This window comes from Paenarthrobacter sp. OM7 (genome assembly GCF_029873575.1).
Taxonomy (GTDB): domain Bacteria; phylum Actinomycetota; class Actinomycetes; order Actinomycetales; family Micrococcaceae; genus Arthrobacter.
The window spans coordinates 886,717-912,271 of sequence record NZ_CP123579.1; the positions used below are offsets into that span (position 1 = coordinate 886,717).

24 protein-coding genes and 1 tRNA gene are annotated in these 25,555 nt (G+C 61.7%); 16 read left to right on the forward strand and 9 right to left on the reverse strand.

Annotation, left to right across the window (positions count from 1 at the left end; genetic code table 11):
- The first annotated feature begins 7 nt into the window (after positions 1-7).
- Together QEH68_RS04180 and QEH68_RS04185 are read left to right on the forward strand one after the other, a co-directional pair.
- A complete protein-coding gene (locus QEH68_RS04180) occupies positions 8-5,605 on the forward strand; it encodes a DUF6531 domain-containing protein (protein ID WP_280626708.1) in 5,598 nt (1,865 codons plus the stop codon).
- A 15-nt stretch (positions 5,606-5,620) separates the two neighbouring features.
- Positions 5,621-6,037: a hypothetical protein gene (locus tag QEH68_RS04185; RefSeq protein ID WP_207596280.1), complete on the forward strand. Its 417-nt coding sequence runs from the start codon at positions 5,621-5,623 to the stop codon at positions 6,035-6,037.
- 588 nt (positions 6,038-6,625) lie between these two features.
- Here the strand turns inward: QEH68_RS04185 and QEH68_RS04190 are convergent.
- On the reverse strand, positions 6,626-6,865 hold the full coding sequence (locus QEH68_RS04190) for a hypothetical protein (RefSeq protein WP_280626710.1): 240 nt from the start codon (positions 6,863-6,865) through the stop codon (positions 6,626-6,628).
- A 122-nt stretch (positions 6,866-6,987) separates the two neighbouring features.
- Here QEH68_RS04190 and QEH68_RS04195 point away from each other — a divergent pair, with 122 nt between their 5' ends.
- The 6 genes from QEH68_RS04195 to QEH68_RS04220 all read left to right on the forward strand — a co-directional run bounded on the left by QEH68_RS04195 (position 6,988) and on the right by QEH68_RS04220 (position 12,660).
- Positions 6,988-8,121, forward strand: coding sequence for an RHS repeat-associated core domain-containing protein (locus QEH68_RS04195; protein ID WP_280626712.1), 1,134 nt, complete (start codon positions 6,988-6,990; stop codon positions 8,119-8,121).
- Entirely contained in the window at positions 8,122-8,502 is a 381-nt protein-coding gene (locus tag QEH68_RS04200; RefSeq protein ID WP_280626714.1) for a hypothetical protein, read from the forward strand.
- Positions 8,503-8,803: 301 nt separating this feature from the next.
- The gene (locus QEH68_RS04205) at positions 8,804-9,211 is read left to right on the forward strand and encodes a hypothetical protein (RefSeq protein WP_280626716.1); all 408 of its coding nucleotides are present in this window, start codon (positions 8,804-8,806) and stop codon (positions 9,209-9,211) included.
- Positions 9,212-9,414: 203 nt separating this feature from the next.
- Positions 9,415-9,549, forward strand: a complete 135-nt coding sequence (locus QEH68_RS04210; protein ID WP_232481627.1) for a TM2 domain-containing protein — start codon at positions 9,415-9,417, stop codon at positions 9,547-9,549.
- Between the two features lie 338 nt (positions 9,550-9,887).
- A complete protein-coding gene (locus QEH68_RS04215; protein WP_280626717.1) occupies positions 9,888-10,763 on the forward strand; it encodes a hypothetical protein in 876 nt (291 codons plus the stop codon).
- Between the two features lie 1,609 nt (positions 10,764-12,372).
- Complete coding sequence (locus QEH68_RS04220) at positions 12,373-12,660, forward strand: DUF805 domain-containing protein (protein ID WP_280626719.1); 288 nt, start codon at positions 12,373-12,375, stop codon at positions 12,658-12,660.
- Positions 12,661-13,882: 1,222 nt separating this feature from the next.
- On the opposite strand, the gene QEH68_RS04225 is transcribed toward QEH68_RS04220, so the two are convergent.
- Entirely contained in the window at positions 13,883-14,020 is a 138-nt protein-coding gene (locus QEH68_RS04225; RefSeq protein WP_280626721.1) for a hypothetical protein, read from the reverse strand.
- Positions 14,021-14,091: 71 nt separating this feature from the next.
- On the opposite strand from QEH68_RS04225, the gene QEH68_RS04230 reads away from it, so the two are divergent.
- Complete coding sequence (locus tag QEH68_RS04230; protein ID WP_280626723.1) at positions 14,092-14,619, forward strand: hypothetical protein; 528 nt, start codon at positions 14,092-14,094, stop codon at positions 14,617-14,619.
- Positions 14,620-14,977: 358 nt separating this feature from the next.
- Here the strand turns inward: QEH68_RS04230 and QEH68_RS04235 are convergent, their stop codons facing one another.
- The 4 genes from QEH68_RS04235 to QEH68_RS04250 form a co-directional block, all read right to left on the reverse strand.
- A complete protein-coding gene (locus tag QEH68_RS04235; RefSeq protein ID WP_207596282.1) occupies positions 14,978-15,577 on the reverse strand; it encodes a hypothetical protein in 600 nt (199 codons plus the stop codon).
- A 23-nt stretch (positions 15,578-15,600) separates the two neighbouring features.
- Complete coding sequence (locus tag QEH68_RS04240; RefSeq protein WP_280626725.1) at positions 15,601-17,631, reverse strand: alpha/beta hydrolase; 2,031 nt, start codon at positions 17,629-17,631, stop codon at positions 15,601-15,603.
- Positions 17,632-17,853: 222 nt separating this feature from the next.
- Positions 17,854-18,117: a hypothetical protein gene (locus QEH68_RS04245; RefSeq protein WP_207596284.1), complete on the reverse strand. Its 264-nt coding sequence runs from the start codon at positions 18,115-18,117 to the stop codon at positions 17,854-17,856.
- Positions 18,118-18,269: 152 nt separating this feature from the next.
- Positions 18,270-18,359: transfer RNA gene (locus QEH68_RS04250), tRNA-Ser, on the reverse strand.
- Between the two features lie 138 nt (positions 18,360-18,497).
- On the opposite strand from QEH68_RS04250, the gene QEH68_RS04255 reads away from it, so the two are divergent.
- The 3 genes from QEH68_RS04255 to QEH68_RS04265 all read left to right on the forward strand — a co-directional run bounded on the left by QEH68_RS04255 (position 18,498) and on the right by QEH68_RS04265 (position 20,924).
- On the forward strand, positions 18,498-19,511 hold the full coding sequence (locus tag QEH68_RS04255; protein WP_280626727.1) for a zinc-binding alcohol dehydrogenase: 1,014 nt from the start codon (positions 18,498-18,500) through the stop codon (positions 19,509-19,511).
- A gap of 3 nt (positions 19,512-19,514) precedes the next feature.
- Positions 19,515-19,913: a 6-carboxytetrahydropterin synthase gene (locus tag QEH68_RS04260; protein WP_280626729.1), complete on the forward strand. Its 399-nt coding sequence runs from the start codon at positions 19,515-19,517 to the stop codon at positions 19,911-19,913.
- A gap of 171 nt (positions 19,914-20,084) precedes the next feature.
- Entirely contained in the window at positions 20,085-20,924 is an 840-nt protein-coding gene (locus QEH68_RS04265) for a glycosyltransferase family 4 protein (RefSeq protein WP_280627969.1), read from the forward strand.
- A 42-nt stretch (positions 20,925-20,966) separates the two neighbouring features.
- Here the strand turns inward: QEH68_RS04265 and QEH68_RS04270 are convergent, their stop codons facing one another.
- The 3 genes from QEH68_RS04270 to QEH68_RS04280 form a co-directional block, all read right to left on the reverse strand.
- Positions 20,967-21,191 carry a hypothetical protein gene (locus QEH68_RS04270; RefSeq protein WP_280626731.1) on the reverse strand — a complete coding sequence of 75 codons (225 nt, stop codon included), beginning with the start codon at positions 21,189-21,191 and terminating at the stop codon, positions 20,967-20,969.
- A 155-nt stretch (positions 21,192-21,346) separates the two neighbouring features.
- Entirely contained in the window at positions 21,347-21,727 is a 381-nt protein-coding gene (locus tag QEH68_RS04275; RefSeq protein ID WP_207596287.1) for a VOC family protein, read from the reverse strand.
- Between the two features lie 23 nt (positions 21,728-21,750).
- Complete coding sequence (locus QEH68_RS04280) at positions 21,751-22,284, reverse strand: nucleoside deaminase (protein ID WP_280626734.1); 534 nt, start codon at positions 22,282-22,284, stop codon at positions 21,751-21,753.
- 22 nt (positions 22,285-22,306) lie between these two features.
- Between QEH68_RS04280 and upp the strand changes: the two genes are divergently transcribed.
- Genes upp through QEH68_RS04300 form a run of 4 tightly spaced genes read left to right on the forward strand, consistent with a single transcriptional unit; the run spans position 22,307 to position 25,531 of the window.
- Positions 22,307-22,942 carry a uracil phosphoribosyltransferase gene (upp, locus tag QEH68_RS04285; RefSeq protein WP_089593727.1) on the forward strand — a complete coding sequence of 212 codons (636 nt, stop codon included), beginning with the start codon at positions 22,307-22,309 and terminating at the stop codon, positions 22,940-22,942.
- 47 nt (positions 22,943-22,989) lie between these two features.
- Positions 22,990-23,367, forward strand: coding sequence for a glyoxalase superfamily protein (locus QEH68_RS04290; protein WP_089593728.1), 378 nt, complete (start codon positions 22,990-22,992; stop codon positions 23,365-23,367).
- A 45-nt stretch (positions 23,368-23,412) separates the two neighbouring features.
- Complete coding sequence (locus QEH68_RS04295; RefSeq protein ID WP_280626737.1) at positions 23,413-24,081, forward strand: HAD-IA family hydrolase; 669 nt, start codon at positions 23,413-23,415, stop codon at positions 24,079-24,081.
- A 55-nt stretch (positions 24,082-24,136) separates the two neighbouring features.
- Complete coding sequence (locus QEH68_RS04300; RefSeq protein WP_280626742.1) at positions 24,137-25,531, forward strand: aminotransferase class V-fold PLP-dependent enzyme; 1,395 nt, start codon at positions 24,137-24,139, stop codon at positions 25,529-25,531.
- Positions 25,532-25,555: the final 24 nt, after the last annotated feature.

The following is a 25,555-nucleotide window of genomic DNA, read 5'->3' on the forward strand; positions in this document are numbered from 1 at the left end:
TGTGGTTGTGACCGAGTTCGTTGAGATGCCGTTGTTGCCGGATTCCGATGCTGGCCATGGTGGCCGGTTTGTGTATGGGGTTGCCGAGTCGGTGAAGGGTGCTTTTGAGTCCGCAGCGTCGCGGGTCCAGGAGCATTCGGGCTCGCGGACGCCGTTGGTGACCTCGGCGGGGGAGGATTTCCGGGGGCATTTTTCGGAGGTGTTCGCGGCGAACGCGGCTACGGCGTCCCGGGACGCGGAGTCCCTGGCCGCGGCGTTACGGACGGTGGCCGGGTATGTGGGGACCATGATTTCCGAGGCGCGGGACGAGGATGACCGGCGCCGGGAGAACAACGAGTGGGTGCGGCGGCATAACAACCGCAACTGGCTCGAAGAGGGCTGGGACAACCTTTGGGGTGAGGAGGCCCGTCCGAATATGGAGCCCGGCAGTGCGCCGTCGTTCCCTTCGGAGTCTCCGGCGTCGGGGCGGCGGGAGACCCCGGGCCCGGGTGGCGGGTACGGGGGCGGGACGTCCTCGGCCCGTCCGGAGTCGTTGCGGAGTTTCGCTGCGGGTTCCCGTGGCCTGGATGACGGGATCGCGTCGGTGCCGGGGTCCTTGGAGTCGGAGTTGTCTTCGTTCGCGGACCGGTGCGGGTGGGGCCGGATCGACGCCGCTGGTGTGGTGACGGCGTTCCGGGAGTATTTGCGGTTGAACGAGGCGGACGCGGCGTGGGCGGTGGTGGTCGCGGACGCGTTCGCTGCCGCCGGCAGCGAGGGCGCGGTCTCGACCCTCTCGGACGCGGCGGTGAACGAGGCACTGGCCGCGGCCGGGGTCTCGGCGAACCGGACGGGCCTGGTCATTGACCCGCCCACCGCGGCCGGGGCGATGCCCTCGTCCGGGTATGCGAATGATCCGGTGAACACGGCCACGGGTAACTTCATTGAACCCGAAACAGATCTTGGGTTCGCCGGGGCCAGCTCGGACCTGGTTCTCACCCGGATGTATAACTCCCTCGGTTCCGGCCTGGACACTGTTGGGGTGTTTGGTCCTGGGTGGGCCTCGGTCCTGGACCAGCACCTGGTCCTGACCGATGAGGGCTGCCGCTGGGTGCTGGCTGACGGCCGGGCGGTGGACTTCCCCCGCGAGGGTGCAGGCTGGGCCCGTGCGGTCGGGGAGAATTACTGGCTCACCCGCGAAGATGCCGGCACACCGTGGTTGGCGGAGCTGTCCTCGGTCCCTACAGGTGTCTCCGAGGTGTTGGTCGTGACCGATAACCAGGGCGGTTGGTGGGCTTACACGATCGCCGGGGTGTGGCTCGGGACCGGGGCGGGGTCCGGCCGGACCATCTCCGCCCACCGCCACACACCGGCTGCGCCGGATGCGGAGAGTTCGGTCGATGGCGGCGTGCCGGGGGTGGTTGACCGGTTGGTGCATGTCCGGGGCCGGTTCGTGGAGATCGACTACGTCGGTGGTGTTGTCGCGGTGGTTCGTTCATCGGATGGGCGGCGGGTTGAGTATGGTTACGACGCCACGGGCCGGTTGGTCACGGTGGGCACGGAGGCCGGCACGAGGGTGTATCGGTGGAACGAGCAGGGTCTGATCGCCTCGGTGGTTTCTGCTGCGGGTGTGGTGGAGGCCGAGAACAGCTATGACGAGGCCGGCCGTGTGGTTTGGCAGGTCACACAGCATGGGCGGCGGACGAGGTTCGCGTATTTACCGGGCCGGGTCACGGTGGTCTCCGATGAGGACGGGTCCCGGTCCAATTCCTGGGTCGCTGATTCCAAGGGCCGGCTGGTGGGGGTGTTGGACGCGGAGGACCGGCGCCAGTCCATGTCCTATGACGGACACGGGAACTTGGTGTCTTTGACTGAGCGTGACGGCGCGGTCACGGTCCACGGTTACGACACCCGCGGCCGGAAGATCCGCACCGTCACCCCCGAAGGCGCGGACCTGACCTACGGGTGGGACGAACACGACCGTCTGAGGACCTTGGTCACCGCATCCGGTGCCGTCGTGGCCTATGAGTACGCCGATGACCTGTCCCGGGACCCGTCCGTGATCGTGGACCCGCTGGGCGGCCGGACCGGGCTTCGGTGGCGGGACGGACTCCTGACCCAGGTCACCGACCCTGCCGGGGTGGTGATCGGTTTTGAGTACGACACGTTCGGAGACCTCATCGGAACGTCCAACGCGGCCGGTGACACTGCGAGGATCGTGCGGGACCGGGCGGGTCGTCCGGTGACGGCGTTGACCCCGTCGGGGGCTGAGACCCGGTTCAGTTACGACGATGCCGGGGTACTGGTGCGTCGGGTGGACCCGGACGGGGCGGTGTGGGCGTTCGAGCACGACACTGCGGGCCGGACCACCGCAATGATCGCCCCCGATGGGGGCCGGACCGTGTTCGAGTACGCCCCCAACGGGGAACTGGCCCGCACCACCGACCCGCTCGGCCGGGTCGTGGAACGGGTGTTTGATGAGCTCGGGAACCTCACCGCCGCGGTGCTGCCGGACGGGGCGAAGTGGGGGTTCACCCACGACAACCTCTCCCGGCTCATCGCAGTCACGGACCCGGGCGGGCATGACTGGGTGCGGGAGTACGACACGGTCGGTGCCCTCACCGCCGTCGTTGATCCGACCGGTGTCCGGACCGGAGCGGTCACGGACCGGTCCAACGGGACGGCGTCCCTGACCGATGCGTTCGCCACGAATACTTACAGTTTTGATGAGTACGGCCGCCCCACGAAAATCGAATCTGTCGACGGGTCCGCGGAGCTGGTGTCTTACGACGGTGCGGGGAACCCGGTTGAATTGGTCGATGGTGAGGGCGGGTTGACGGTCCTGGGCCGCGATGCCGCGGGGAAGATCACCTCGATCACCTCCCCCACAGGGGCGGTGACCCGGTTCGAGTACGACCACTGCGGCCGACCCTTCCGCAGTGTTGACCCGGTCGGGGCGGTCACGGAACTGTCCTACAACCCGGACCAGCGCCTCACCGCGAGGAGACTGCCGACCGGGGAGGTCGAAACCTTCGCCTACGACGCCTGTGGGCGGTTGACCGCGAGGCATACGCCGGGGGAGGGGACGGCCCGGTACGGGTATGACAAGGTCGGGCGGCTGAGCTTCTCCCAGGATTCCTGGTACGGGACCCGCCGCTTTGAATACAACCTTGCCGGGGAGTTAGTGTCCACGACGAACGGGGTGGGGGGCAGGACCGGGTTCGAGTACGACACCCGCGGCCGCCTCACTAAGATCACCGACCCTTTGGGTGGGGTGACCACCCGGACGTATACGGCCACGGACAAGGTCGATAGTGTGACGGACCCGCTCGGCAGGGCCACCACGGCGACGTATGATCCGGCGGGCCGGCAGTTGTCGCAAACGGACCCTGACGGGCGCACGACCACCTGGACCTACGACGCTGCCGGCCGGGAAGCGACCACCGCGGTGGACGGGACACTGCTTGCCGCCATCGAACGCGACCTGGCGGGCCGACGGGTGGTCATCACGGACCACACGGGTGGGGCGGGGTATGCGGTGGAGCACGAACTGTGCTTTGACCGCCGCGGCCTCCTCACCCGAAAGTCCAACGGGAACGGGACGCAGGCGCTGGGGTGGGAGTACGACGGTGACGGGAACCGGATCGGGTTCACCGACCCCACCGGGACCACCACCCGCTACACCCGCGACCCCGCCGGGCGGGTTGTGAAGGTCTCGAACCCGTTGCTCGGGGACGCCACCTTCACCCACGACCCCTCCGGGCGCATCGTTTCGGCGACCGCCGGGAACTACACCCAGGAATGGGTCTACCGGGACGGGGACCTTGCAGAACACATCCGAACCACCACCGATGACCCAGGAACAGCTGATGTGACCCTGATTGGCCGGGAGGACGGCGGCAGGATCACTGGCCTGTCCCGGGGCGGGGTCACCACCCGGTACGGGTACGACACCGCCGGGCAACTGACCTCCGCCACCACCACCACCACAGAAACAGGAACCACCGCGAAGGTGGTGGGGTGGGAGTACGACGCCGGTGGGCGGCTTCTCCGCGAAACCACCCCCACCGGGGCCCGAACGTTTGAGTACGACGCCGCAGGCCAGCTCCTAACTGTGATGGAACCTGACGGTGCGGTCACCGAGTACGTGTATGACGGGTTGGGCCGACGGGTCAGGGTGATCGGGGCGGACGGGTCCTGGACCGAATATGCCTGGGGCCCCATCGGCTACCTCACCGGAACCATCGAGAAGGACCGGGACGGGGCCGAGGTGTCCCGGCACCGGCTCCACGTCGACGCGCTCGGTGAACTTGCCACCGTGGACGGGACATCGTTGTGGTGGGACACCGCCGCGCCCGTGCCGACCCTGGCCGGTGCCAACACCACGCAGGTGTTGTCCTTGCCCGGTGGGGTCACCGGCATCGGAGACGCGTGGACCGCGCCCGGGTGGCGTACCGCCCGCCCCACCGACCAACACGACCCCTGGGCCGTCCTCGGCACCCCCACCACCCCACACCCCACCACAACAACCAACGCAGGTGCAGGAGTAAGCTCCGCTGGTGGGTTGGCTAGTGTGTTGCCTGCCGGTATCGCGCTGACGGCAGGTGGCGGGATCGACGTCGCCGGGCTCGAATGGCTCGGCCGGCGCGCCTATGACCCGGCCACCCGGGGGTTCCTCTCCACCGACCCGCTCGCTCCGGTCCTGGGCGCGGGCTGGGACGGGAACCCCTATTCCTACGCCGGGAACAACCCCCTGAACACCACTGACCCCACTGGCTTGCGGCCCCTGACCGACGCTGACCTGAAAGCCTACGACGGCTCCTCCCGCGGCGCGTTCGCCGCAGCCGGGGACTGGTGGAAAGACAACTGGGAGTACGTCGCTGCCGGGGCCGCGATCGCCGTGGGTGTGGGGCTGATGTTCACCGGTGTTGGAGGACCAGTTGGAATGGCCCTCGTCGGAGCGGCTGCGGGCGCGCTGACATCGGGCGGAGCTTCAGTGATCGTGCAGAAGGCTTCTTCTGGAAAAGTCGACATGGGAAAGGTATGGCAGGATGCCGCCATTGGCGCTGTCGGCGGTGGGTTTGGCGGGGCCGCGGGCGGTCTGCTGGCACGTGCTGCGAACGCGACTCGAGTGGCGACATCCATGGGCTCAACGTCGTCTCTCGTGACGAGGGCAAACACAGTGCTGGGAAGCACGACCGTTCGGAGCACCTTGTCAGCCGGTGTGGGCGGGTCGGGTAGCAACGTCGTGGCTTATGCCCTTGACGATAAAGAAGATCAGACGATCGGAGGGTACCTCGCCACGGCCGGAACCGGATTCTTGACCGGCGCTGGGGGATCCTGGGTTGTCGGCAAGGCGGGAGCCGCATGGGCTGATGACGTGGCTGCGCGCTTGCCCAATTGGACAGGCCCAATCTCCAGAGGCTCTCACAGCGGCGCACCCTACAATTGGGGTTCGGTCGTGACTGAGCAGGTGGTCAATCGGATCGGTGGTGGAATTGTGGGTGCAGTCAACACAGAGCTGCAGCCGGGTACTGCTACCACGGATGACCTCGTAAATGGAGCCGTTCAAGGATTTGCCAACGGTGCAACAGGCCCACTGAGCGGACGTCGTTCAAGTGGTTGGTGAGGAACAGGAAAATGGATGTCGAAGAACAATATCGATGCTTCAGAACAGCAGAACCCCAACCGCAGATCTAAGCGGTTCTGGAAGCTTACGGGAGTCCTTATCCTGGTAGCTGGTTTATTCGTTCTGCTTATTCCCACTTGGGATTCGATTGCAGTTGAAAGCATTCGTTGCAAGGTAGTTTCTGCATCGCCGAATACGAATTCAGGGGGCTCCAGAGGCTCCGCCTCGAGCGCTGGCGTTTTAGTCGAAACGTCGAACTGCGGAACGATTTCCATATCGCAAGGTATAACTTTTGAAAATCAACAGGAAATTTCTTCTTCTTTCGAAATTGGCAAAGATTATGAGTTTGATATTGGCTGGTTCTCTCGTGTTGTCATGAAGGACCTTAGGAGCGGCATTCCGTCGGCTCACGACTATCGATTGGTGCGCTGACCTCGGCCGCGGGGGGAGTTGTTGGCTGTGCGCTGGGCAAGAAAATTTCCGAAGCAACTGAAATTTGAGGAAGTGCTTTGGCTTGCTGCTAGCGCTGGAGCTTAGCTCACGTCTCCGTGGGGGCCCAGCGGCTCGATTTCTCTGTCTAGGGTGATAAGAAAAGAAACCAGAAGCAACAGCCTGCATCCTGACGGGCGCACGACCACGTGGACCTACGACACTGCGGGCCGGGAAGCGACCACCGCGGTGGACGGTGCATTGATCGCCGCCATCGAACGCGACCCAACCCGTCGCCGGGTGGTCATCACGGACCACTGCCGGGCAACTGGTCTCCGCCACCACCACCACCACAGAAACAGGAACCACCGCGAAGGTGGTGGGGTGGGAGTACGACGCCGGTGGGCGGCTTCTCCGCGAAACCACCCCCACCGGGGCCCGAACGTTTGAGTACGACGCCGCAGGCCAGCTCCTAACTGTGATGGAACCTGACGGTGCGGTCACCGAGTACGTGTATGACGGGTTGGGCCGACGGGTCAGGGTGATCGGGGCGGACGGGTCCTGGACCGAATATGCCTGGGGCCCCATCGGCTACCTCACCGGAACCATCGAGAAGGACCGGGACGGGGCCGAGGTGTCCCGGCACCGGCTCCACGTCGACGCGCTCGGTGAACTCACCACCGTGGACGGGGCGACGTTGTGGTGGGACACCGCCGCACCCGTGCCGACCCTGGCCGGGATCAACACCACCCAGGTGTTGTCCTTGCCCGGCGGGGTCACCGGCACAGGCGCGGCGTGGACCGCGCCGGGGTGGCGTACCGCCCGCCCCACCGACCAACACGACCCCTGGGCCGTCCTCGGAACCCCCACCACCCCCACCCCCGGGCAGTCCCACAACAAACGGTGCCGGGCTGGCTGGTGCCGGTGCTGGTGCGGGTTTGGGTGCCGGTGGTGTGTTGCCAGCCGGTATCGCCCTGACCGCTGGTGGCGGGATCGACATCGCCGGACTCGAATGGCTCGGCAAACGCGCCTACGACCCGGCTACCCGGGGCTTCCTTTCCACCGACCCTCTCGCCCCTGTCCTGGGCGCGGGCTGGGACGGGAACCCCTACTCCTACGCCGGGAACAACCCACTCAACACTTCTGACCCCACCGGCCTGCGGCCGCTCACCGACGCCGACCTGAAAGCCTACGACGGCTCCTCCCGCGGCGCCATCGCCGCAGCAGGCGACTGGCTCGGAGACAACTGGGAATACGTCGTCGGAGGGGCCGCTGTGGTCGGCGGGGCCGTGCTGATGTTCGTCCCCGGCGGCCAAGTCGCGGGCATGGGACTGATGAGCTTCGGCGTCGACGTAGTCATCCAAAAAGCAACCACCGGCCAAGTCAACTGGGGCCAAGCAGCCATCTCCGGCGGCCTCGGCATAATCGGCGGCGGAGTCGGGGTTGCCATTACTAAAACTGCTTCGCATATTGTTGGGAAAGTGGTGGCACAGCAGGCTGCGCGAAGCATGGCTTCAAACGCGACTTCGACACTGACCCGTGGGACAGGAAATGCCGCCGTCATCGCGCGGAGATTCGGTGCAGGTGTGATGAAAGACATGGTCGGGAGCGGGGCGTCAGGCAGTGTAGTTGGGGCGATAGATTACCTCCGCGAGCGCGTTCAGAAAGGAGGTCCTTGGACGGCCCAAGGACTGTTAGGGAGCGTTGCCGGAGGCGCCGCCACAAACGTTATCAGCGGGGCCCTTGGCCCTGCAGCGGGCCATGCTGCCACCAAGAGCCTCCAGTATGGTTCGACCCTTGGCATCAATATCGGCGCTGGATTCGCAGGCGAAATGGTGAAGAGTGGTGTGAACGGGGAAGCCTTCGACCCGCTAAAGTCCGGAGTGTCATCTGTGATGGCGGGTACAGGGTCTTCCACTCTGGCATCGCTGCGTGGCAAAATTCCGCAGGGTTACGGGGATCTTATCGGACCAAATACACCTTCCCCGATAAAGTACTTCAACTGGGGCAATGTGTTCACTGAGGCTGCTAATGGAGGGATAGGAACCGGTGCAAACTTTTACACGGATGAGATGTGGCCAAAATAGATGAAGAAGAATGAATCAGGTAATAAAACCCTAAGTGTCCGGGCCATTCCGGAGTGGTATTATTGGACTGGGGTTGTGGTTCCGGGAATTCTTGTGCTGATCCTGTGCGTCAACAGAACGGAAGAGTTCGGAATATCTGTATGGGTTGCTAACTTTATTGTTCTTATCCTCTGTGCCATAGCTGTTGGTTGCGTAACATATTGGAAATCAAATATTGCCGCCGCGCTATCGTTTGGTGCCGCGATCGTCTTAGGAAGTTTAGCCTTCGCTGGGCTTTCCCATGTCATTCCGGTGGCTGCGTTGACTGGGGGCGCATTATGGACGGGGTGCCCTCTGGGATTATTGATTGGACTGACATTGACTGCTGGTGAACGACGATAGGTGGGCGCTCGGACAAGGGGCTGGACGGAGGTTGCAATGGATGATGGTCCTGGTGGACAGGACATGCTTTCGGGAAATAGCTCACTGCTTGGCCCTACGTTTCTGGCCAAGCTACGGCGTCATCGGTGGAGTGCTGGTTTCCGGCATCAACCAGGACGCGGCCTGCCGCTGTGCGGTCACTAGTGATTGCACCTGGTAGGGCTGGGCGCGTTGTGAGGTGTGAGCTGTGCTTTGACCGGAGTAGCTGGGGACGCAAGTCTTAGGCTTGTTGGTATCGACGTTTAATGAGCTGGGAGGGGCCGTGGTGAATGATCCGGTAGATCCCAAATTGAGGAGCGATGTTCCGCAGCGGGAATTAGTAAGTGAAATTGCCTGGAAGTCGAAAAAGACATGCGTCTATATAGACGTAATTTGTATTGTCGGCTTTATTGTTTGCCTTGGTGTTTCGATATTTGTCGTTGTGAATGTTCCCATTGATACCGGGATCATCTATTATGGGAAGCATATACCAATACCTTTTGCTCTTGCTCTACCTGTCGTTGGTCTTTTCCTATTTTGGGCAACGGAACGAGTGTTTAGTGAGAATCGCCCTCGTGAAAAAGCGCGCAAACTGCGCTATATTTCCGGACCAGCAACAATCTTTGTGCTCATTTCCTTTCAGGTGATGTTGGCCATAACAATCCTGCGCGAGGCTGGCAATTTTACATAAACAAGCGCGACAGAACGCGGTAGTCATCGTTGATGGTGGTTGTGAGTGAACGTCACGCCTGACGTGCGCGCCAAGACGCCAACCGACTTCGGTTGGCAAGGCCCGGCAGGCTAGCAGTCAACCGGAAGTCAGCAAATTTCCCATGTCAGTGGTCCAGACAGTCATTTCTAACTCCATGCCTATTGGCCCTCCTTCTCGGTGACTTGGGCGTGGGCCGCTTCTACTTCGGCAAATTTGGCACGGGTATCGCCAAACTGCTGACCCGGCACGCGGCGTATTTAGGTGATAGTAGCTCCGGCGCGTCGGTGAAAGCGGCACGGTTCGTGTCGCCGTCGTAATTCGACCACAGAGCCCGGACCCGGAGCCGGCCGGTATTGCCCTGACCGCTGGTGCCGGGATCGACATCGTCGGACTCAAATGGCTCGGCAAGCGCGCTTACGACCCGGTCACCCGGGGATTCCTCTCCACCGACCCCCTCGCCCCCGTCCTTGGCGCGGGCTGGGACGGCAACCCCTACTCCTACGCCGGAAACAACCCCCTCAACACCACCGACCCCACCGGCCTGCGTCCCCTGACCGATGCTGACCTGAAAGCCTACGACGGCTCCTCCCGGGGCGCCCTCGCAGCGACCGGGGACTGGCTCGGAGACAACTGGGAGTATTTGGCTGGTGGTGCGATGGTGATTGCTGGTGGTGTGTTGATGGCTACCGGTGTTGGTGGGCCGGTTGGTTTGGCCTTGATCGGTGCGGGTGCTGACACGATCATCCAGAAAGCAACCACCGGTTCGGTCAATTGGGGGCAGGTGGCCTTGACGGGTGCCGTTGGCGTGGTTGCAGGGCCGTTGGCTGGGAAGGTCAGCAGCGTTGTGACGGCAGGGCTCGGTCGGGCTGGTACGGCAGTGAGTACGCAGTTGCTTCCTGCGATGGGCCGTGCGGGCTCCGTGGTTGCGTCGGGTGCGGCCAGGGCAGGATCTGCTGTGTCGGCTGTGGGTTCGCGTGTTGGGACTGCGGTCACTGCGGGGGTGTCCCGTGTCAGTGCCGGTGCGGGGAGTTACTTGTCGCAGTTGTCGGCCCAGCAGATGGGCCGGGCGGCACTGACGAATGGGATATCGGGGGGACTAGGCAACACAGGCATGTACCTTGTACAGCGATCACCGAACGAGTGGAAACCCGAGGGCGTCCTCGGAGCTGCAGGTGGCGGTATCGTCAGCGGAGCCATTGGCTCCCAAGCGGGCTATTTAGCCCAACCGCTGACAGGTCGGTTCTCGTCATTCGTTCAATACGGTGTCGGCGCGGGAGGATCACTCGCTGGTGGCTCCGTTGATCATGCGATTCGTGGTGAGGGCTACGGAGCCGCGGAGATGGTCTATGACGGACTGGGCGGGGGGCTGCTTACACGCTTCCCAGGGGCCGCGGAACTGAGTCCCAATCCAGGCTGGATGACTCACAGCATGGCAGCCTACGGCGGAGCGCATGCCGGGGCTATCGTTGAAAGCGTGAAATTTGTGGGCAATGAAGTTGTAAAGCAAGGAACAGGGGCGCCACTGTGGTAGATGATGAGAATGGTGCAAAGGGGAATTCGGAGGCAAAGGATGATTTCACGGATGAAGATCTGCGATTGGGAAGGAAAGCCTGTAGATATATAGACATACTTTGCGTGATTGTCGCATTGCTTTGTGTAGGTATTGCAGTGTTTGTTTTCACTCACGTCCCTTGGGATACGCGAATGCCCTACGACGAAAGGTTTGATCGCTCTGGCAATGGGATTCCAATGCAGATGGCCATGCTCATTGTGTTTCTTGTGCTCTTCCTCTTTTGGCGGTCCGGTAGAAAGCCCGATGCGCACCGGATGCGAAAGGGATCTCGCGTCGGGACCTACATTCTAGGAACAGCCATGATCATGGCATGTCTTGCTGGCCAGTGGGTTATGGGTCAGTCCATCCTTACTGCAGGCGGTTACTTCGGAACTTAGTATTTCTTTCCGTTCTGTGGTGGCGTGAATTTTCCGGTCTTGGGTGGAGACGACATCTCGTTGAGGTCGCTTTCCGGGTTTGGCATGGGGCGCGCTGCTGAGTCTGCCTCTACTGCTACGCCGGGAACAATCCCCTCAACACTCCTGACCCGACCGGGTTGCGGGCCCCTGAACGACGCGGACCTGAAAGCAACGACGGCTCATCCCGTGGCGGCCTCGCCGCAGCAGGATGAGTGCTGAAGTATTGAAGGAGCGAGGGGTTTGAGCACAAATGTCGTTGTTGACGAGTTGTGGAAGTGAACGAAGATGATCTCGAAGCAAAGGGTGTATGCGCCAACTAAACGAGTCGCTCCGGAATGGTATTACTGGACCGGGAGCGTTATACCGGGAATTCTCATGCTGGTTCTGTGCGTCAATAGGACTGAAGAGTACGGAATATCCGTTTGGATTGCTAACGCTATTGTCCTTGTTGCTACTGCCCTTGGCATTGGATGTGTGACGTATTGGAAATCCAACTTCGCCGCCACGTTATCGTTTGGTGCCACCATCATCCTAGGCAGCTTAGCCTTCGCAGTTCTTTCCAATGTTATCCCGGTGATTGGCTTGACGGGCGGTGCGCTGTGGACGGGATGCCCTCTCGGCCCATTGATTGGCTTGACGCTGACTGCCGGTGAACATCGTTAGCTTTTAGCTGGTGACTGTGTTTGTGTTCAGTGCACCAGATGGCTTGAGCTGCCAAAAAGGGAGGTTTCGCGGGAAGGTCTAATTCGTGAGGTTTCCACTTCTGATCAGTGGTTATTCGTTCTGCTCATTCAAGTTATCTTCTACGGAAGAGATTATCGGGCGCAGAACGTTTGCGTTCGGAAGATAGTTGTTTGTTGGTTTCTATAGATATTTCTGGGAAGGACATGAAGACAGATGGATATGAAGACTGTTGATCCTGCAGGCGGAGGCGTTGCGGAGGTTAAAGGTTCGGGTGAGCTGGCTGGTCCTCTATATGGAGCGTCGTTTGGTAAGTCGGTGAAGCGGTTCTTTGCCAAGTATGCGAAGTTCGCTGATCGCGCCTCGCGGAGTGAGTTCTGGTGGAGTCAGCTTTTCGTTTTCCTGGTGATGGTGGTCCCATACCTCGTGATGACTGTCGGGTTCGTGGCCAGTACTCCTGGGCTCAACAGAACCCTAATGTGCAATCCATGGGTTTCGATCCGGCCACCGGTAAAGAAGTGTTCTATGAGGCCGCTCCTGGTATCGTGAATGCCCCGACTGGAAGCCTCATGGTGGTAGGTTTCATTCTCGTCGTTGTTCTGGGGCTGGCCATTGTGGTGCCTCAGCTGTCGTTGCTTTGGCGGCGTTTGCATGATGCAAATCTTGCGGGTCCGCTTGCGTTCGTTGGGCTTGTTCCGATGGTCGGCGGACTGGCTGTTTTGATTTTGGCGCTTATGCCGTCCAAGGAGGAAGGTCGGCGCTTCGACCCCCGCTGACGGGCGACGGCAGTTCGCAGGGTTACACTGGCGATCGCTCGACGGAACCTACTGGATGGTGCTGGATTAAGTGCATCTGGCTGTTCCGCAAATTGCACCGGAACGCATCGGTCTGGCGCCGTTCACGCAGTGATGAGCCCAGTAAGCATGCTGGAACTAGTACTTAATAGCTGCAAGCAATGAATTGACGAAACCCGAGAGGGAGTATGAGGACTCCTGCTACCTGCCAGAGCCTCTGAAACTTCCGCCTGGGAGCCTTGCCTTCAGAAGGTCTATTTCTATTGGACATCGTCTTCCTGTCACACCGATGTCGAACTCGAACACACTGCCTTTCATGAAAGACGACGCAATCTTCTCTTTATTTTGGAAAGTTACTCCTTGGGACACCGAAATGCTTCCGCAATTAGAAGTCTGCACTAAAACACCGGCAGTAGATGCTGACCCCCTCGATCCGCCTGAACTAGTACGCGGCTCAGCCGAAACCACCTCGCATCGGATACTTTCTACGGCAATGGAGTCCCATACCCGAGCCTGCTGCGCTGATCCTTCAGCAGATTCGCCAGGAAGCCCGCCGGCGAGGGTGGGGCACATACATGCACGGCGATCCTAGCCCGTCGGATGGGAAATTAGCGGAGGGTGCTCACATTCAAATCAGGCCCCCACACATGGTCATTACGGTTAACGTCTCGGAAACGCGCGGGACTGGTTCCGAAAGGCAGAAATACTATGTTCGAACAGACCCGAAGACTCCTGCGTGGATGCGCGACAGGCAGAACACTTTTGTTCCCACGGGTCAGCTTGAAGTCAGTTGGGGTGGTTCCATGGGCGCGCCACTTTCCCTGCCGCGGTTCTTTCGTGAAGCAGAAGCTGAATCCACATTCGCCCTAAGGCGTAGGGAAGAAGACCTGCGGCTGGCTCGCTTGGCTGACGATCACATGCCCGAGCTCCGCAGAATAGTCGGACGCTCCATACTTGTGCAGAGGCAGCTTGCTGAATTCGAGAAGCGCTTCGAGGTATGGAAGCAGGTCACTGAAAGACGCGCGTTCCTGTCTCGTCTGCAAGAGGCCAGCGAAGGCTTAACTGGTGACGACTTCCAGGCGCACAGTGCATGGATAGCAGCCTCCAAGGCACACGTGGACACCTTGGAGAGTGAAGTTCTGAGAGCGGCACCTTCGCTAGACGCTACGACAGAAGATGTCTACGCGTACATAGGCTTGCGGGGCTAGTTCTTGCCAGTTGAAAGGTACTCCAGGTCTGATTCCATGTCCTCGTACGGGCTGCGCACAACCACGGCGCCGCGGTCCTCCTCGTTGAGTTCAGCCATCATCTTCTGGAAACCCTCAGGGTCAAACTTCGCCATGCCCATGAGGGTACGCGGAGGGGCGGACAAAGTTTGATGATCACAACTCCCGCCTAGGCCCAGGAGGCCAAATGAGTTCCACCGTTCATCAACAACTGTTCAAGGTGCTGGCGCTGTGCATCGTCATGTCTCCGCTCGCAGCTACTGGTTGCGCAGGGCCCGGTGGAGCTGCGGAGGCCGGCGCTCCCTCTTCGGCAACATCGACCCCTACGCCTACGCCGACTCCCACGGCGTCCGCCGAACAGTTCGCGAGCATCATCACCGAACGTGAAGAGGCCTGGCGTGAGTACGAAGACAACATTGTTGCCTGCGCCTTGGCGTCGATAGGGGACACCGCCATTGATTTCGCCAAGCGGACTACCTGCGGGTACTCCGTGAGCACGGTGGCGTTGACTGCGAAGCAAGCGGCTGTTCAGGTCCGAAGGCTTCCTACCCCGCCTGCTGAGTTGCAAAGCCTGGTCGCCCGGACGCTTACCAGCTTGGATGTCCTGGGCCAAGAATCCTGCACCGATCGCCTGCGAAGACAAACGAAGCGAAGCCTGCGATGCCGCAATTACCCAGGCCAACGGGGAAATCAGGCCGCTCATCACCGTTCTTGACGCTTGGAAGCCGTACACGCGCTAATCGATAGCGGCCCGAAGCGACGGGCAACTCCGAAGGTATTACACCCAGGAGGCCCACCTGGCCAGACCGTCAGCTTTCCGTGCAGCCGATCTTCCAGCGGAATTTCTTTCCGGGTCGGGAACACACCGAGTATTTCCGCCGAGGCTTATCTCATATTTACCGGTAGTGAGTCCCAAGACGAATTTCTCGGGCTAAGACTACAGTTGTTTTGACGAAGTTCTCGCCTCCGTACCGGCATACTTCACGGCATCACCCGGAAAACCGGCCTTTTTGGAACGGAGAACCTGCACCGCGGAATCGGCTCTGATCAGAGAGAAACGTGCTGTAACAGCTCTACTTTGCGGTCGACGAGGTGCTGGGGTTGGCAGGGAGGCCGAAATTTTCGGGATACAGCTCTTTGTAGATTGCGGTTTGGTCCCCGGCAACGCAGACGCTGTCCATCTCCAGACTGGAGCCTTTTACATTTGCGGTGAAGGAGATTCGGTGTCCGTCGTTCCCGGCAGCGTTGAGGTCGATGAGCCCTGGATCCCGTGGTTCGGTTTGCGTAGTGAAACCCTTGGATTCCCAGAACGCCTTGACCAGCTCCACAGACGCTTCCAAATCGAGGGGCTCCATAGTTTGGCTCAGGACGCTGTAGTTCACGCCGTCTTTGCCGTCGCTGGTGCTGCAGCTCATGTTTCGGAGACCTTCGTCCTTCCACTTCTGGGGTCCGATAGCTTTTTGGGTTTCCGTTTTGAAGGCGTGGAGGTCCGCGAGGGCCTGTTTAAGTTCTTCGACCTGGGCTTTGACGGTTGCGGGGTCGCTGGGATTGCTTGAGCCGGTCATGGTGTTCTCCGGGGTAGGGGGCGTGCAGGCACTCAGTGCAATGCTCGCGCAAAACAACGCGACAATTATGCGGCGCGCCTTTAGACGGTTCTTGGGTTCATGGGGCATGCGGTTCACTCTTCCTGAGTTGTTCACCGGCCCGCAAATCCGGCCGGTGGCGATACTGGTCGTGCGCCTGGCAGGATACGGTCTCCGTTGCCGGTTGTTGTCAGGGCCGCCTCGTACAGAGCGGTGGTGTCCTTGTTTAGATACCCGTAGCCGTTGCCGCCATTTTCATGTACCAGTGTGTTGTGTTCTGTGGTGCCGTGATATTGGGTCCCGTCGATCGTGGCCTCTTCTGAGGAGAACACTTTCGCGCCGAAGGATTCCAGGCGCGGATCCTGGCGCAGGAAGCGGCCCATTTGGGCCAGTCCATCGCCTGCGGCGTGGGTGGCGTAGACCTGGCCGGCTGGGACGTGGAGGTCTCCGGTGTTTCGGATCTCTTTTTCTATGCCCGCGGAGCCGAGCATCGTGAAGGAGGCGACGCGCAAATCCGCAGCAGCAAGAGCGTTGGACGTCACGGTGGTGCCGTAGGAATGGGCCAGTACGTTCAGGGTTTCCGGGGTCCTGTTGCCCAAACCCTCTCTGACGGCGTTGAACCCCTGAAGGTCTGCGACGAACCGGTCGGCACCGGCCCGGGCGGCATCGCCGCTGTTCACGGTCGGAACAGTGGGAGGCTCGTAGTTGATCCATGCCACCACCGCAAAGGACTTGCCCGGGTCGTTTCGGCTTTGTCGCTTCTGGAGGTTCGCGGCGTTTGTTGCCCAGTCGTTGAAGCCGCTTTGCGGTGTGATGAGCATGCCGGACACTGCGTAGGTAACGTTGTCGGCCGTATCGGGGTTGCCCGCAGAGACCTGTGCCTTCGGTGGGCCGTGGGTGAGGTCGAAACCGAGCAGGGCAGCTTCGCCTGAGGCTCCCGCGTTGACGAGGGCTTGACCGATACCGTCAAGGGCTTTCTGCTGCGTTTGCAGCTGTATCCAGTGCGGGTTTTGAATGGACCGCCCTGTGCTGGTGAACAAGGACTCCGGCGTCCTGGCGAGTTCGGCGTTGATGCGCTCCTGCTCGGTAAAGAGACGTATCCGGTTGGCTTCATTCCGGGCAGTGGCGGTGACTCCGTTCAGGTTCCCGATAACCCCGGGGAGGGCTTCGATCAGGAGCTTCTGACTAGCACCGGGTTTAATTGTTCTGCCGGCGACGGTCTGGCCAAGACCGGCCCACCACTTGGCTATCACCACGGGGTCAAGCCCCGGTTGGCTGAGGAGCCCCTGAAGCCGGTCCTTGTTCGCAGGGGCGGCGAGCCAGGCTTTCAATTGATCGGCGTTCAGGGCCCCGACGTCATTCAAACCGACTTGCCCGGCTGGCGCGTACTGTATGAGGGCGCTGTTGAGCATGGTGTCAACCATGGAACCGCTGCCGGCTGTTTCGAATGCCGCGGCGATCTGCTCAAGCCAAGCCGCGTCAGCGGCGTTCTGCATCAGAAGCTGCTCGAAACCGGACACAACTGTGACAATGCCCATGTTCACCCAGGAACACGATGCGGTGAATCCGCTCCACGCGCTCCGGACTCTCCCCAGCTCCGCGTCCAGGATGTTCGAGGAGGCGCGGGACTGGGCTACAAATTCCCGCAGCTTTCCAGGATCAGCCGAGCTGGTTGCGCCCCCCGCTCCGCCGGCGAACCGGGCCCGGTCCCTCGCCGAGAACACCGCTGAAATCGTCGGTGCAGCGACCGGCCATTCCATGGGCATCGGATCGCTCGCCACGCTCTGGAAAGTCTGAAAGTGTTGTTCACGGATATCGGCGCGTTGCCGCCAGGCGGTGAGTTTCTTTAGCCGAGACTTCTCCTCCTGCGCTTTGAGCTTTGCTTGCCGGACGTCCTCCGCCAACGCTGCGAGAACCCCGGCAAGCCTGGCGCGGTCATCAGCCCTGATGGCACAAGCCTGGGTGAATAGCTGCGCGTATCCGCCTTTGAAGTCCTCCACAGCATGATCCATGGTCCCGTCCAGGAACTCACCCTCGCCACGCAGAACCTGATCCGCTGAATCAGCAGCACTGATCACAGCGTCGGCAGCGCCATCATTAAAGACAATCCCGACGTCCGCGCCGTCACCAAAGTTAAAACTCATGCCCGTCCCCCATAAAGCGAACAATAAATCCAACGATTAGCATAACCCATGTAGCCGGCCAAAGGACTCCACAGCTGCAGGACTTTAGAATGGATGAATGCCCGATGAAATGAATAAGCGCCGGTTCCTGACGATTGAGCAGGTCGCGGAGGAACTCGCAACCAGTGAGGTGCAGATCCGTTCCATGCTCAAGTCAGGCCAACTCAAGGGGACAAGCGCGTCCTACCGGAAGCCCCTCGCAGCAAACCTGACTGCATCCTCCATGGTGTGCCACATGATAGTTCCATCGACCGGTCGATTAAGCGGCTTCGTGAAGTAACTCGGATCCGGTCCATCATCCTTTACAAGTACGCCGATCTCTTCCGAACCCTCATCCCAGACTCTGCGGATCATCCACTCATTAAGGTTGCGATCTTGGTTGGTGACCTCGTACGTGTACTGGCCGATCTTGAGGCGCAAATACACAATTTCGTCTTCCCTGCTCATGGCATATCCCTTCAACCTAGACTCAGTTTCAGACGCTCTAGATCACGCAGTTTCACAGTCGGGTGTGGGCAGAATGTGGGCAGACGGCTAGCCCGAACACAGCAAAAGGCCCTGCTTCCCTTATAAACAAAGGGAAGCAGGGCCTTTCTCATTGGCGGTGACGGTGGGATTTGAACCCACGTTGGCTTTTACACCAAACAACATTTCGAGTGTTGCACCTTCGGCCGCTCGGACACGTCACCAACTGAAATAGGCTACCCGAGATTGGCCCGGTTCCCCAAAACGAGCCCCTCTGGACCCTGCCCAATAAGCAGGTGGCGCACCCTTCAATCCACGCCAACTTCCGTCCACAGCTCCGCACCGATAGATTCGTAAGCATCATGACGATTTCTCAGGAACACGAACGGAAACAAGAGCACGAAGCCCACGCCTACTGGGTCACTGAGACGGGCGATGGTGAGCTGCGCCCGGAAGACCTGCCAGCAAGGCAAGAAGGAGAAGCCCTCGTCAGGACCCTGTACTCAGGTGTCAGCCGAGGCACGGAGCGTGTGGTCCACGAAGGTCGGGTCCCGGAACGCGTTGCTGACCTGATGCAGGCCCCGCACCAGGAAGGTGACTTCCCAGGCCCGGTGAAGTACGGCTATTTGAGTGTGGGGACGGTAGAGCAAGGACCGGAAGAGTGGGTAGGAAAAACCGTCTTCAGCCTTCATCCCCATCAGGACTTCTACATCGTTCCCACAAGCCAGCTCACGGCCATCCCCGAGGATGTCCCTGCCCGTCGCGCGGTGCTCACGGGCATCGTGGAAGTCGCCATCAATGCCCTCTGGGAAGCCGGACCGAGGCTGGGTGACCGTGTCGCCGTCGTCGGTGGTGGCCTTGTGGGCGGCGTTTTGACGACGCTCCTGCGGAAGTACCCGCTCGGTCGCCTGCAGCTGGTGGATGCGGACCCGGAGAAGCGCAACCTCGCCGAAAAGCTCAGCATCGAATTCGCCGAGCCTGAAGACGCCAAAAACGATAACGACATCGTCTTCCACTGCTCCGCGTCCAACGACGGACTCAAGCTGAGCCTGCAACTGGCCGGCGACGACTCCGACGTCATCGAACTCTCCTGGTTCGCGGACAAGGAAGTCACCCTCCCACTCGGCGAGGACTTCCACGCGCGCAGGCTGAACATCCGCTCCAGCCAGGTCGGCGCCGTTGCCCTTCCAAGAAGGCACCGGCGAACCAACGCCCTGCGCCTGCAGGAAGCGGTGAACCAGCTCAAAGACCCGCTGTTCGACACGTTCCTGAGCAGCGAATGCCAGTTCCAGAACCTGCCCACCACACTCGTTAAATTGTTCGAACGGCCCGGCGGTTTCTGCCACGTGGTCGCCTATCCCACCCCGGAGGATTAGTACATGTTCAGCCTGACCGTCCGACGCCACTTCATGATCGCCCACAGCCTTCCCCGCGAAGCGTTCGGCCCAGCGCAGGGCCTCCACGGGGCTACGTTCGTTGCCGAAGTCAGCTTCCGGCGTCCGGACCTCAACGACGACGCGATCGTTCTGGACATTGGCGCCGCGGGCGGCATCCTGGAGGAAATCCTGGCGGACCTGAACTACAAGAACCTCGACGAGCACCCGGCGTTCAAGGGAAAGCTCTCCACCACCGAGGCACTGGCCAAGCACATCGCCGACGCCATGGCCACCCGGATCCAGGACACAGAAGACGGCCCGGCGCTCAGTGGCATCGACGTCGTCCTCCGCGAAAACCCCGATGCTTGGGCCGGCTACTCGCTGGAGCTCCCGGTCAAGTAAGTGCACATCCGCTTCATGGTCCCGGGGAACGTCCGGCACGGCTCCGGCGGGAACAAGTACAACGCCAAGCTCGCCGAGCATCTGACCGCCTTGGGCGCGGACGTCGAGACTGTAATCGTCGACGGCGATTGGCCGGTTGGGAGCCCGGCGGACCGGCAGCGGTTCGGTGACATGCTCGACGGCGGCGCAACGGTGATTGCCGATGGGCTGGTAGCGAGTGGGTCGCCGGACGAGATCGCAGGCGCCGTGGGTAAAGGAACCAGTGTGTGGATCCTGTCCCATATGGCGTTGGCGGATCACCATGACCTTGAGGCCAAGGCGCTGGCTGCCGCGACGGGGATCATCTGCCCGAGTGCCCACGCCGCTGATGAGCTTGAGACGAAGCACGGGACGCAGGATATAGTCATCGCCACGCCCGGGGCCGACAAAGCAGACCCCGCCAAGGGGTCGCAGCCACGGCACATCGTAGCCGTGGCCGCACTGCTGCCCAACAAGAGCCAAACACTCTTGGTAGAGGCCCTCAGCCAGATAACGGATCTGCCGTGGACGGTCGCCCTCATAGGCTCGGAGGACGCAGACCCGATGTACGCAGCTGAGGTGAGGGCCGCCGTCGAGCATTACGGGCTCCACAACCGCATCAGCGTTACCGGCGAGCTGACCGGCAACGCCTTCGATGAGGAGTGGCACAAAGCTGACCTCAGCGTCCTTCTTTCCCGATCAGAATCCTTCGGCATGGTGGTCACGGAATCGTTGGCCCATGGCGTCCCGGTGATTGTCCGGCAGGGGACCGGGGCAGTCGAAGCGCTCGGTGGCACAGGAGCGGGCGCAGCGCTGGACCTCAGCGACCCCAACAACCTGACAAGGACTCTCAGGAACTGGCTCACCGACCCCGCCCTGCAGCAGCGCTGGCGCAACAACGCCCTCCAAGCCCGCCAGCATCTACAAGGCTGGGACACCACGGCAGCCACTGTCCTCAGCGCGCTGGGGACTAAACCACAAAGTTTGCTGTAGCACTAGTCGAGCAGGCGGAGGGATCGAACGGGGGATCCCACTTCAGGTCGGCCGTCGACTTTGCCAGTGGTGTGGAGGACCCGTGAGGTACACCGTCACTTCCAAGGTCTTGGTCCCGCCGACGATCCAGAGCGGGTTGTCGGCCACAGCGGCGTAGCGCTTGGTGTTGCTGCCCGGTGTGTAGACGCACGATTCCTGCCCCGGACAGTTGACGGTGTACTCCAAGGTTTCCCACGGCGCGTCAAGCCGGGAAAAATCGATACTCACGTCAGTGCGCCGAAGCATCGAATCGCATGCCTGTTGTCCGCATGCCGTCATAGTTCCTGCGACCACCACAGCAGCAAGACAAAAAGCTCCCCACGACTTTTCGAGCATGTGTCAGTCTAAGCTCACCTGTCGGCCGCGCGGGCAAAACGGCCAGCTCAGCCCGATCCGTACGGGCGGGTAATCGCCTCAAGGAAGTGCCCGTCCGGATCGGAAAAGTAGATGCCGCGGCCGCCGTCGTTGTGGTTGATCTGTTGTGCACGAGCACGGGAAGGGTCGGCCCAATAAGGAATGTGTTCGGCAGTGATCCGGAGGAAGATTTGGTCAAACTCCTCTTCGCTGACCAGGAAGGCGTAGTGCTGGGGCGCTATCTCCCCGGACGCCTCCAGGAAGTCCAACGTGACGCCATTGTCCAACAACACCGTGACGAAGGACCACATGGGTTGCGGCTTCGGAAGGCCGAAGATGCGCGCCAGAAAGTCGGCTGAGGCGTGCTTATCCGTTGCGTAGACGATGGTGTGGTTGAAAGAGACTGGCATTTCTACTCCTGCAAAGAAGAGGATCAGGCCGGGTAGTTACTCCCGCCGGGCACGCGATGAGAGGCGAAGAACTCCTTCAGCAGGGCCGCGCATTCTTCCTCCCGCACACCGGCGTAGACCTCCACCCAATGATTGAGACGACGCTCGCGGAGAATATCGAACACGGATCCCACCGCTCCCGCCTTCTCGTCCCACGCGCCAAACACGACGCGCGGAATCCGGGCCAGGACAATAGCCCCGGCGCACATGGCACATGGCTCCAACGTGACCACCAGCGTGCAGTCCTCAAGCCGCCAACCGTCACCGTCCGAGCCCGCCTCCGCCGCGCGCTGGCGCAGCGAAGCAGCCGCTTGGCGGATCGCAACCACCTCCGCGTGGGCCGTCGGGTCCCCGTGCGCTTCCCGTTCGTTGCGTCCGGAACCCAGCACGCCGCCGTCGGGCCCCAACACCACGGCGCCGATCGGTACGTCGTCCGTTTTCAGCGCCAACCGGGCCTCGTCCAGGGCAAGACCCATCCAGGCCATATGGTCTGCGTGATACGGCTCGGTGGCGCTCATGTCTCAATGATAGTTTTGGGGGATGCGCACACTCGTCGTGGACCACCCGCTGGTCGCTCACAAGCTCACCGTTCTGCGGGATAAGAACACCCCTTCACCGGTCTTCCGGCAGCTCACTGAAGAACTCGTCACCCTCCTGGCCTATGAGGCCACCCGCGAGGTCAAGACGCAGCCAGTGGAGATCGAGACCCCTGTCACCAAGACCATCGGCACGGCTTTCACCAAGCCCACGCCGCTGGTGGTTCCCATCCTGCGTGCAGGCCTTGGCATGCTCGAGGGCATGACCAAACTGGTCCCCACCGCTGAGGTTGGCTTCCTGGGCATGGCCCGCGACGAAGAAACCCTGGACATCATCACCTACGCCGAGCGCCTCCCCGAGGACCTCACCGGCCGCCAGATCTTTGTCCTGGACCCCATGCTTGCTACCGGCGGCACCCTGCGCGAAGCCATCAAGTTCCTCTTCAAGCGCGGCGCCTCTGACGTCACGTGCATCTGCCTCCTGGCTGCCCCTGAAGGCCTGGCGAAGCTGGAAGAGGAACTCGCGGACGCCAATGTGAACATTGTCCTCGCATCGATTGACGAGAAGCTCAACGAGAAGTCGTACATCGTGCCCGGTTTGGGTGACGCCGGCGACCGCCTCTACGGCGTGGCCGGCTAAAGGTAGACCCCTACCGGTTTCCGCCGTGCCCCGTTAGCCTGTGGCGCATGGACTGGAAACTTGAACTGGTATTTGTCCCTGTCTCCGACGTCGATCGCGCGAAGGACTTCTACGTCAACAAGGTTGGTTTCAACGCCGATTTCGATGAGCGTCCCATGGACGGCATCCGCTTCGTGCAACTGACACCTCCGGGTTCGGCGTGTTCCATCGCCATCGGTGAAGGTCTCACCGACGCCCCTCCGGGTTCTGCGCCCAACCTGCAAGTGGTGGTGGCGGACATCAACAAGGCCCACGAGCACCTCAAAGCCAACGGCGTGGAGGTCAGCGATGTCGACGTCCAGGACTGGGGTCACTTTGTGTACTTCGCTGACCCTGACGGCAATCAGTGGGCGGTGCAGTACCTTCCGCAGCGGCCGAATGGCTAAGTCATACTTCAGCACTACCCCATGAGCGTGCGGCAGGATGGAACCATGAGCCATCCTGCCGCACCCGTGCTGACCGTCCGCGCCGTCCTCTTCGACATGGACGGCACGCTGGTGGATTCGACGGCGGTGGTCGAGCAGGTCTGGCTTGAATTCGCCGAGCGCTACGGCCTGGACTACAACGAAATCCTCCGCACCTCCCACGGCGTCCAAGCCGGCGATACCGTGCGCCGCTATGCGCCCCCCGGCGCTGATTTCGAAGCTTTGACCGCTGAACTTGGCGAGATGGAACGCTCCCGGACCGATGGCGTGATCGCGCTTCCCGGTGCCGAAGCCCTGCTGGCCGGCCTTCCCGATGATGCCATCGCCTTGGTCACCTCAGCAGACCGCATCCTTGCTGATATCCGCATGCAGGCGGCCGGGCTCACCATGCCGTCCACCGCCGTCACCGCGGAGTCCGTCACCCGGGGCAAGCCGCACCCGGAGGGCTACCTCGAGGCGGCCGCCCTGCTGGGAGTCGACCCGGCCGACGTCGTGGTTTTTGAAGACGCGCCTGCCGGGATCGCTGCTGCGCGCGCCGCCGGGATGCGGACCGTGGTAGTAGGCGACGCCGGTCATCTTGAAGACGGCATGTGGCGCATCCCGGACTACTCGGCCGTGACGGTCACCGCAGTGAAGGACGACGACGGCGGGCACCTCCTCACGCTGACCCTTTAATACCGCCGGGTTAAAGACTGTTCCAAGAGAGATGATCCGGGCGTAGGCTGTGCGCATGTCTGCGATGCCGGAGGCGTACGGTGCTGCACTGGAGCGGGCCATGGTCCACGCCGGTGATTGGCTTGCGTCGGTCCCCACACGTTCAGTCCGCCCGTCCTCCGATGCCGATCAGGTGGCCAAGAGCATCCTGCCGCGTCTGCCTGACGAAGCCACCGATGCCGCTGAGGTAGTTGATGAGCTCGCCGCGCTGGCTGAACCGGGCCTCATGGCGATCCAGTCCGGACGGTTCTTTGGGTGGGTCATGGGCGGAACCCTGCCCGCGGCCATGGCCGCAGACTGGCTTGTTTCGGCGTGGGACCAGAACACCGGGCTTCGATTCGCCACACCGGCGGCAGCCGCCGTTGAGGAATCGGCCGCCGCGTGGCTGCTGGAGCTTCTCCACCTTCCTGCAAGTGCCGACGTTGGATTCACTACTGGTGCCACCACCGCGAACTTCGTGGGACTTGCGGCCGGGCGCCAACACTTGATGGACGAGGCAGGCTGGGACCTGGAGGCTCTTGGGCTGACCGGCGCCCCGCGCATCACCACCTTTGCAGGCCGGGAGCGCCACGCCGCAGTGGATTTGGCGTTGCGGTATCTCGGCTTGGGGGCGTGCGTCCCTGTAGACGCCGACGACGAAGGACGAATTTTCCCCGACGCGCTTGCCGAGGCCATGGATCAGCAGCCCGGACCGTCGCTGGTCTGCCTTCAAGCGGGCAACCTGCATTCCGGCGCCTTTGATCCCATGGAGGAAGCCATAGCCGTGGCCCACGATCGCGGAGCCTGGGTGCACGTGGATGGCGCTTTTGGTTTATGGGCCGCTGTCAGCCCGACGCTGCGGGCCCGCCTGGCCGGAGTGGAAGAAGCAGATTCCTGGGCCACGGATGCCCATAAGACCCTGAATGTTCCTTACGACTGTGGCTTGGCAATCGTCGCGAGGCCGGAAGCCTTGAGGCGTGCTTTCAGTGTTCACACGAGTTACCTCATTGCCACGGATGCCGGTCCGGGAGATCCTTTCGAGAAAGTGCCTGAGATGTCCCGCCGTGCCCGGGGCATCCCTGTGTGGGCGGCGCTGAGGCAACTGGGCCGTAACGGGGTGATCTCCATGGTGGAGCGGCTCGCTGCAAACGCCCGCGCGTTGGCCGAGGGGCTCGCCGCGATCCCGGGCGTCGAGGTGCTCAACGACGTCGTGTTCACGCAGGTATCGGTGAGCTTCGGCAGTGATGACCGCACACACCGTGTCACGCAACGGCTGATGGCCGAGGGCGCGGTGTGGATGTCCGGGTCCTCCTGGCGTGGCCGTGAAATCCTCAGGATTTCGGTGAGTAACTGGACCACGGATGCAGGGGATGTTGCTGCGTCCATCGCGGCGGTGCGCAGCGCGTTGGAAGCCGAACCGGAGTCTGTGTAACGCGAAAACCGCGCCGGTTCCCGC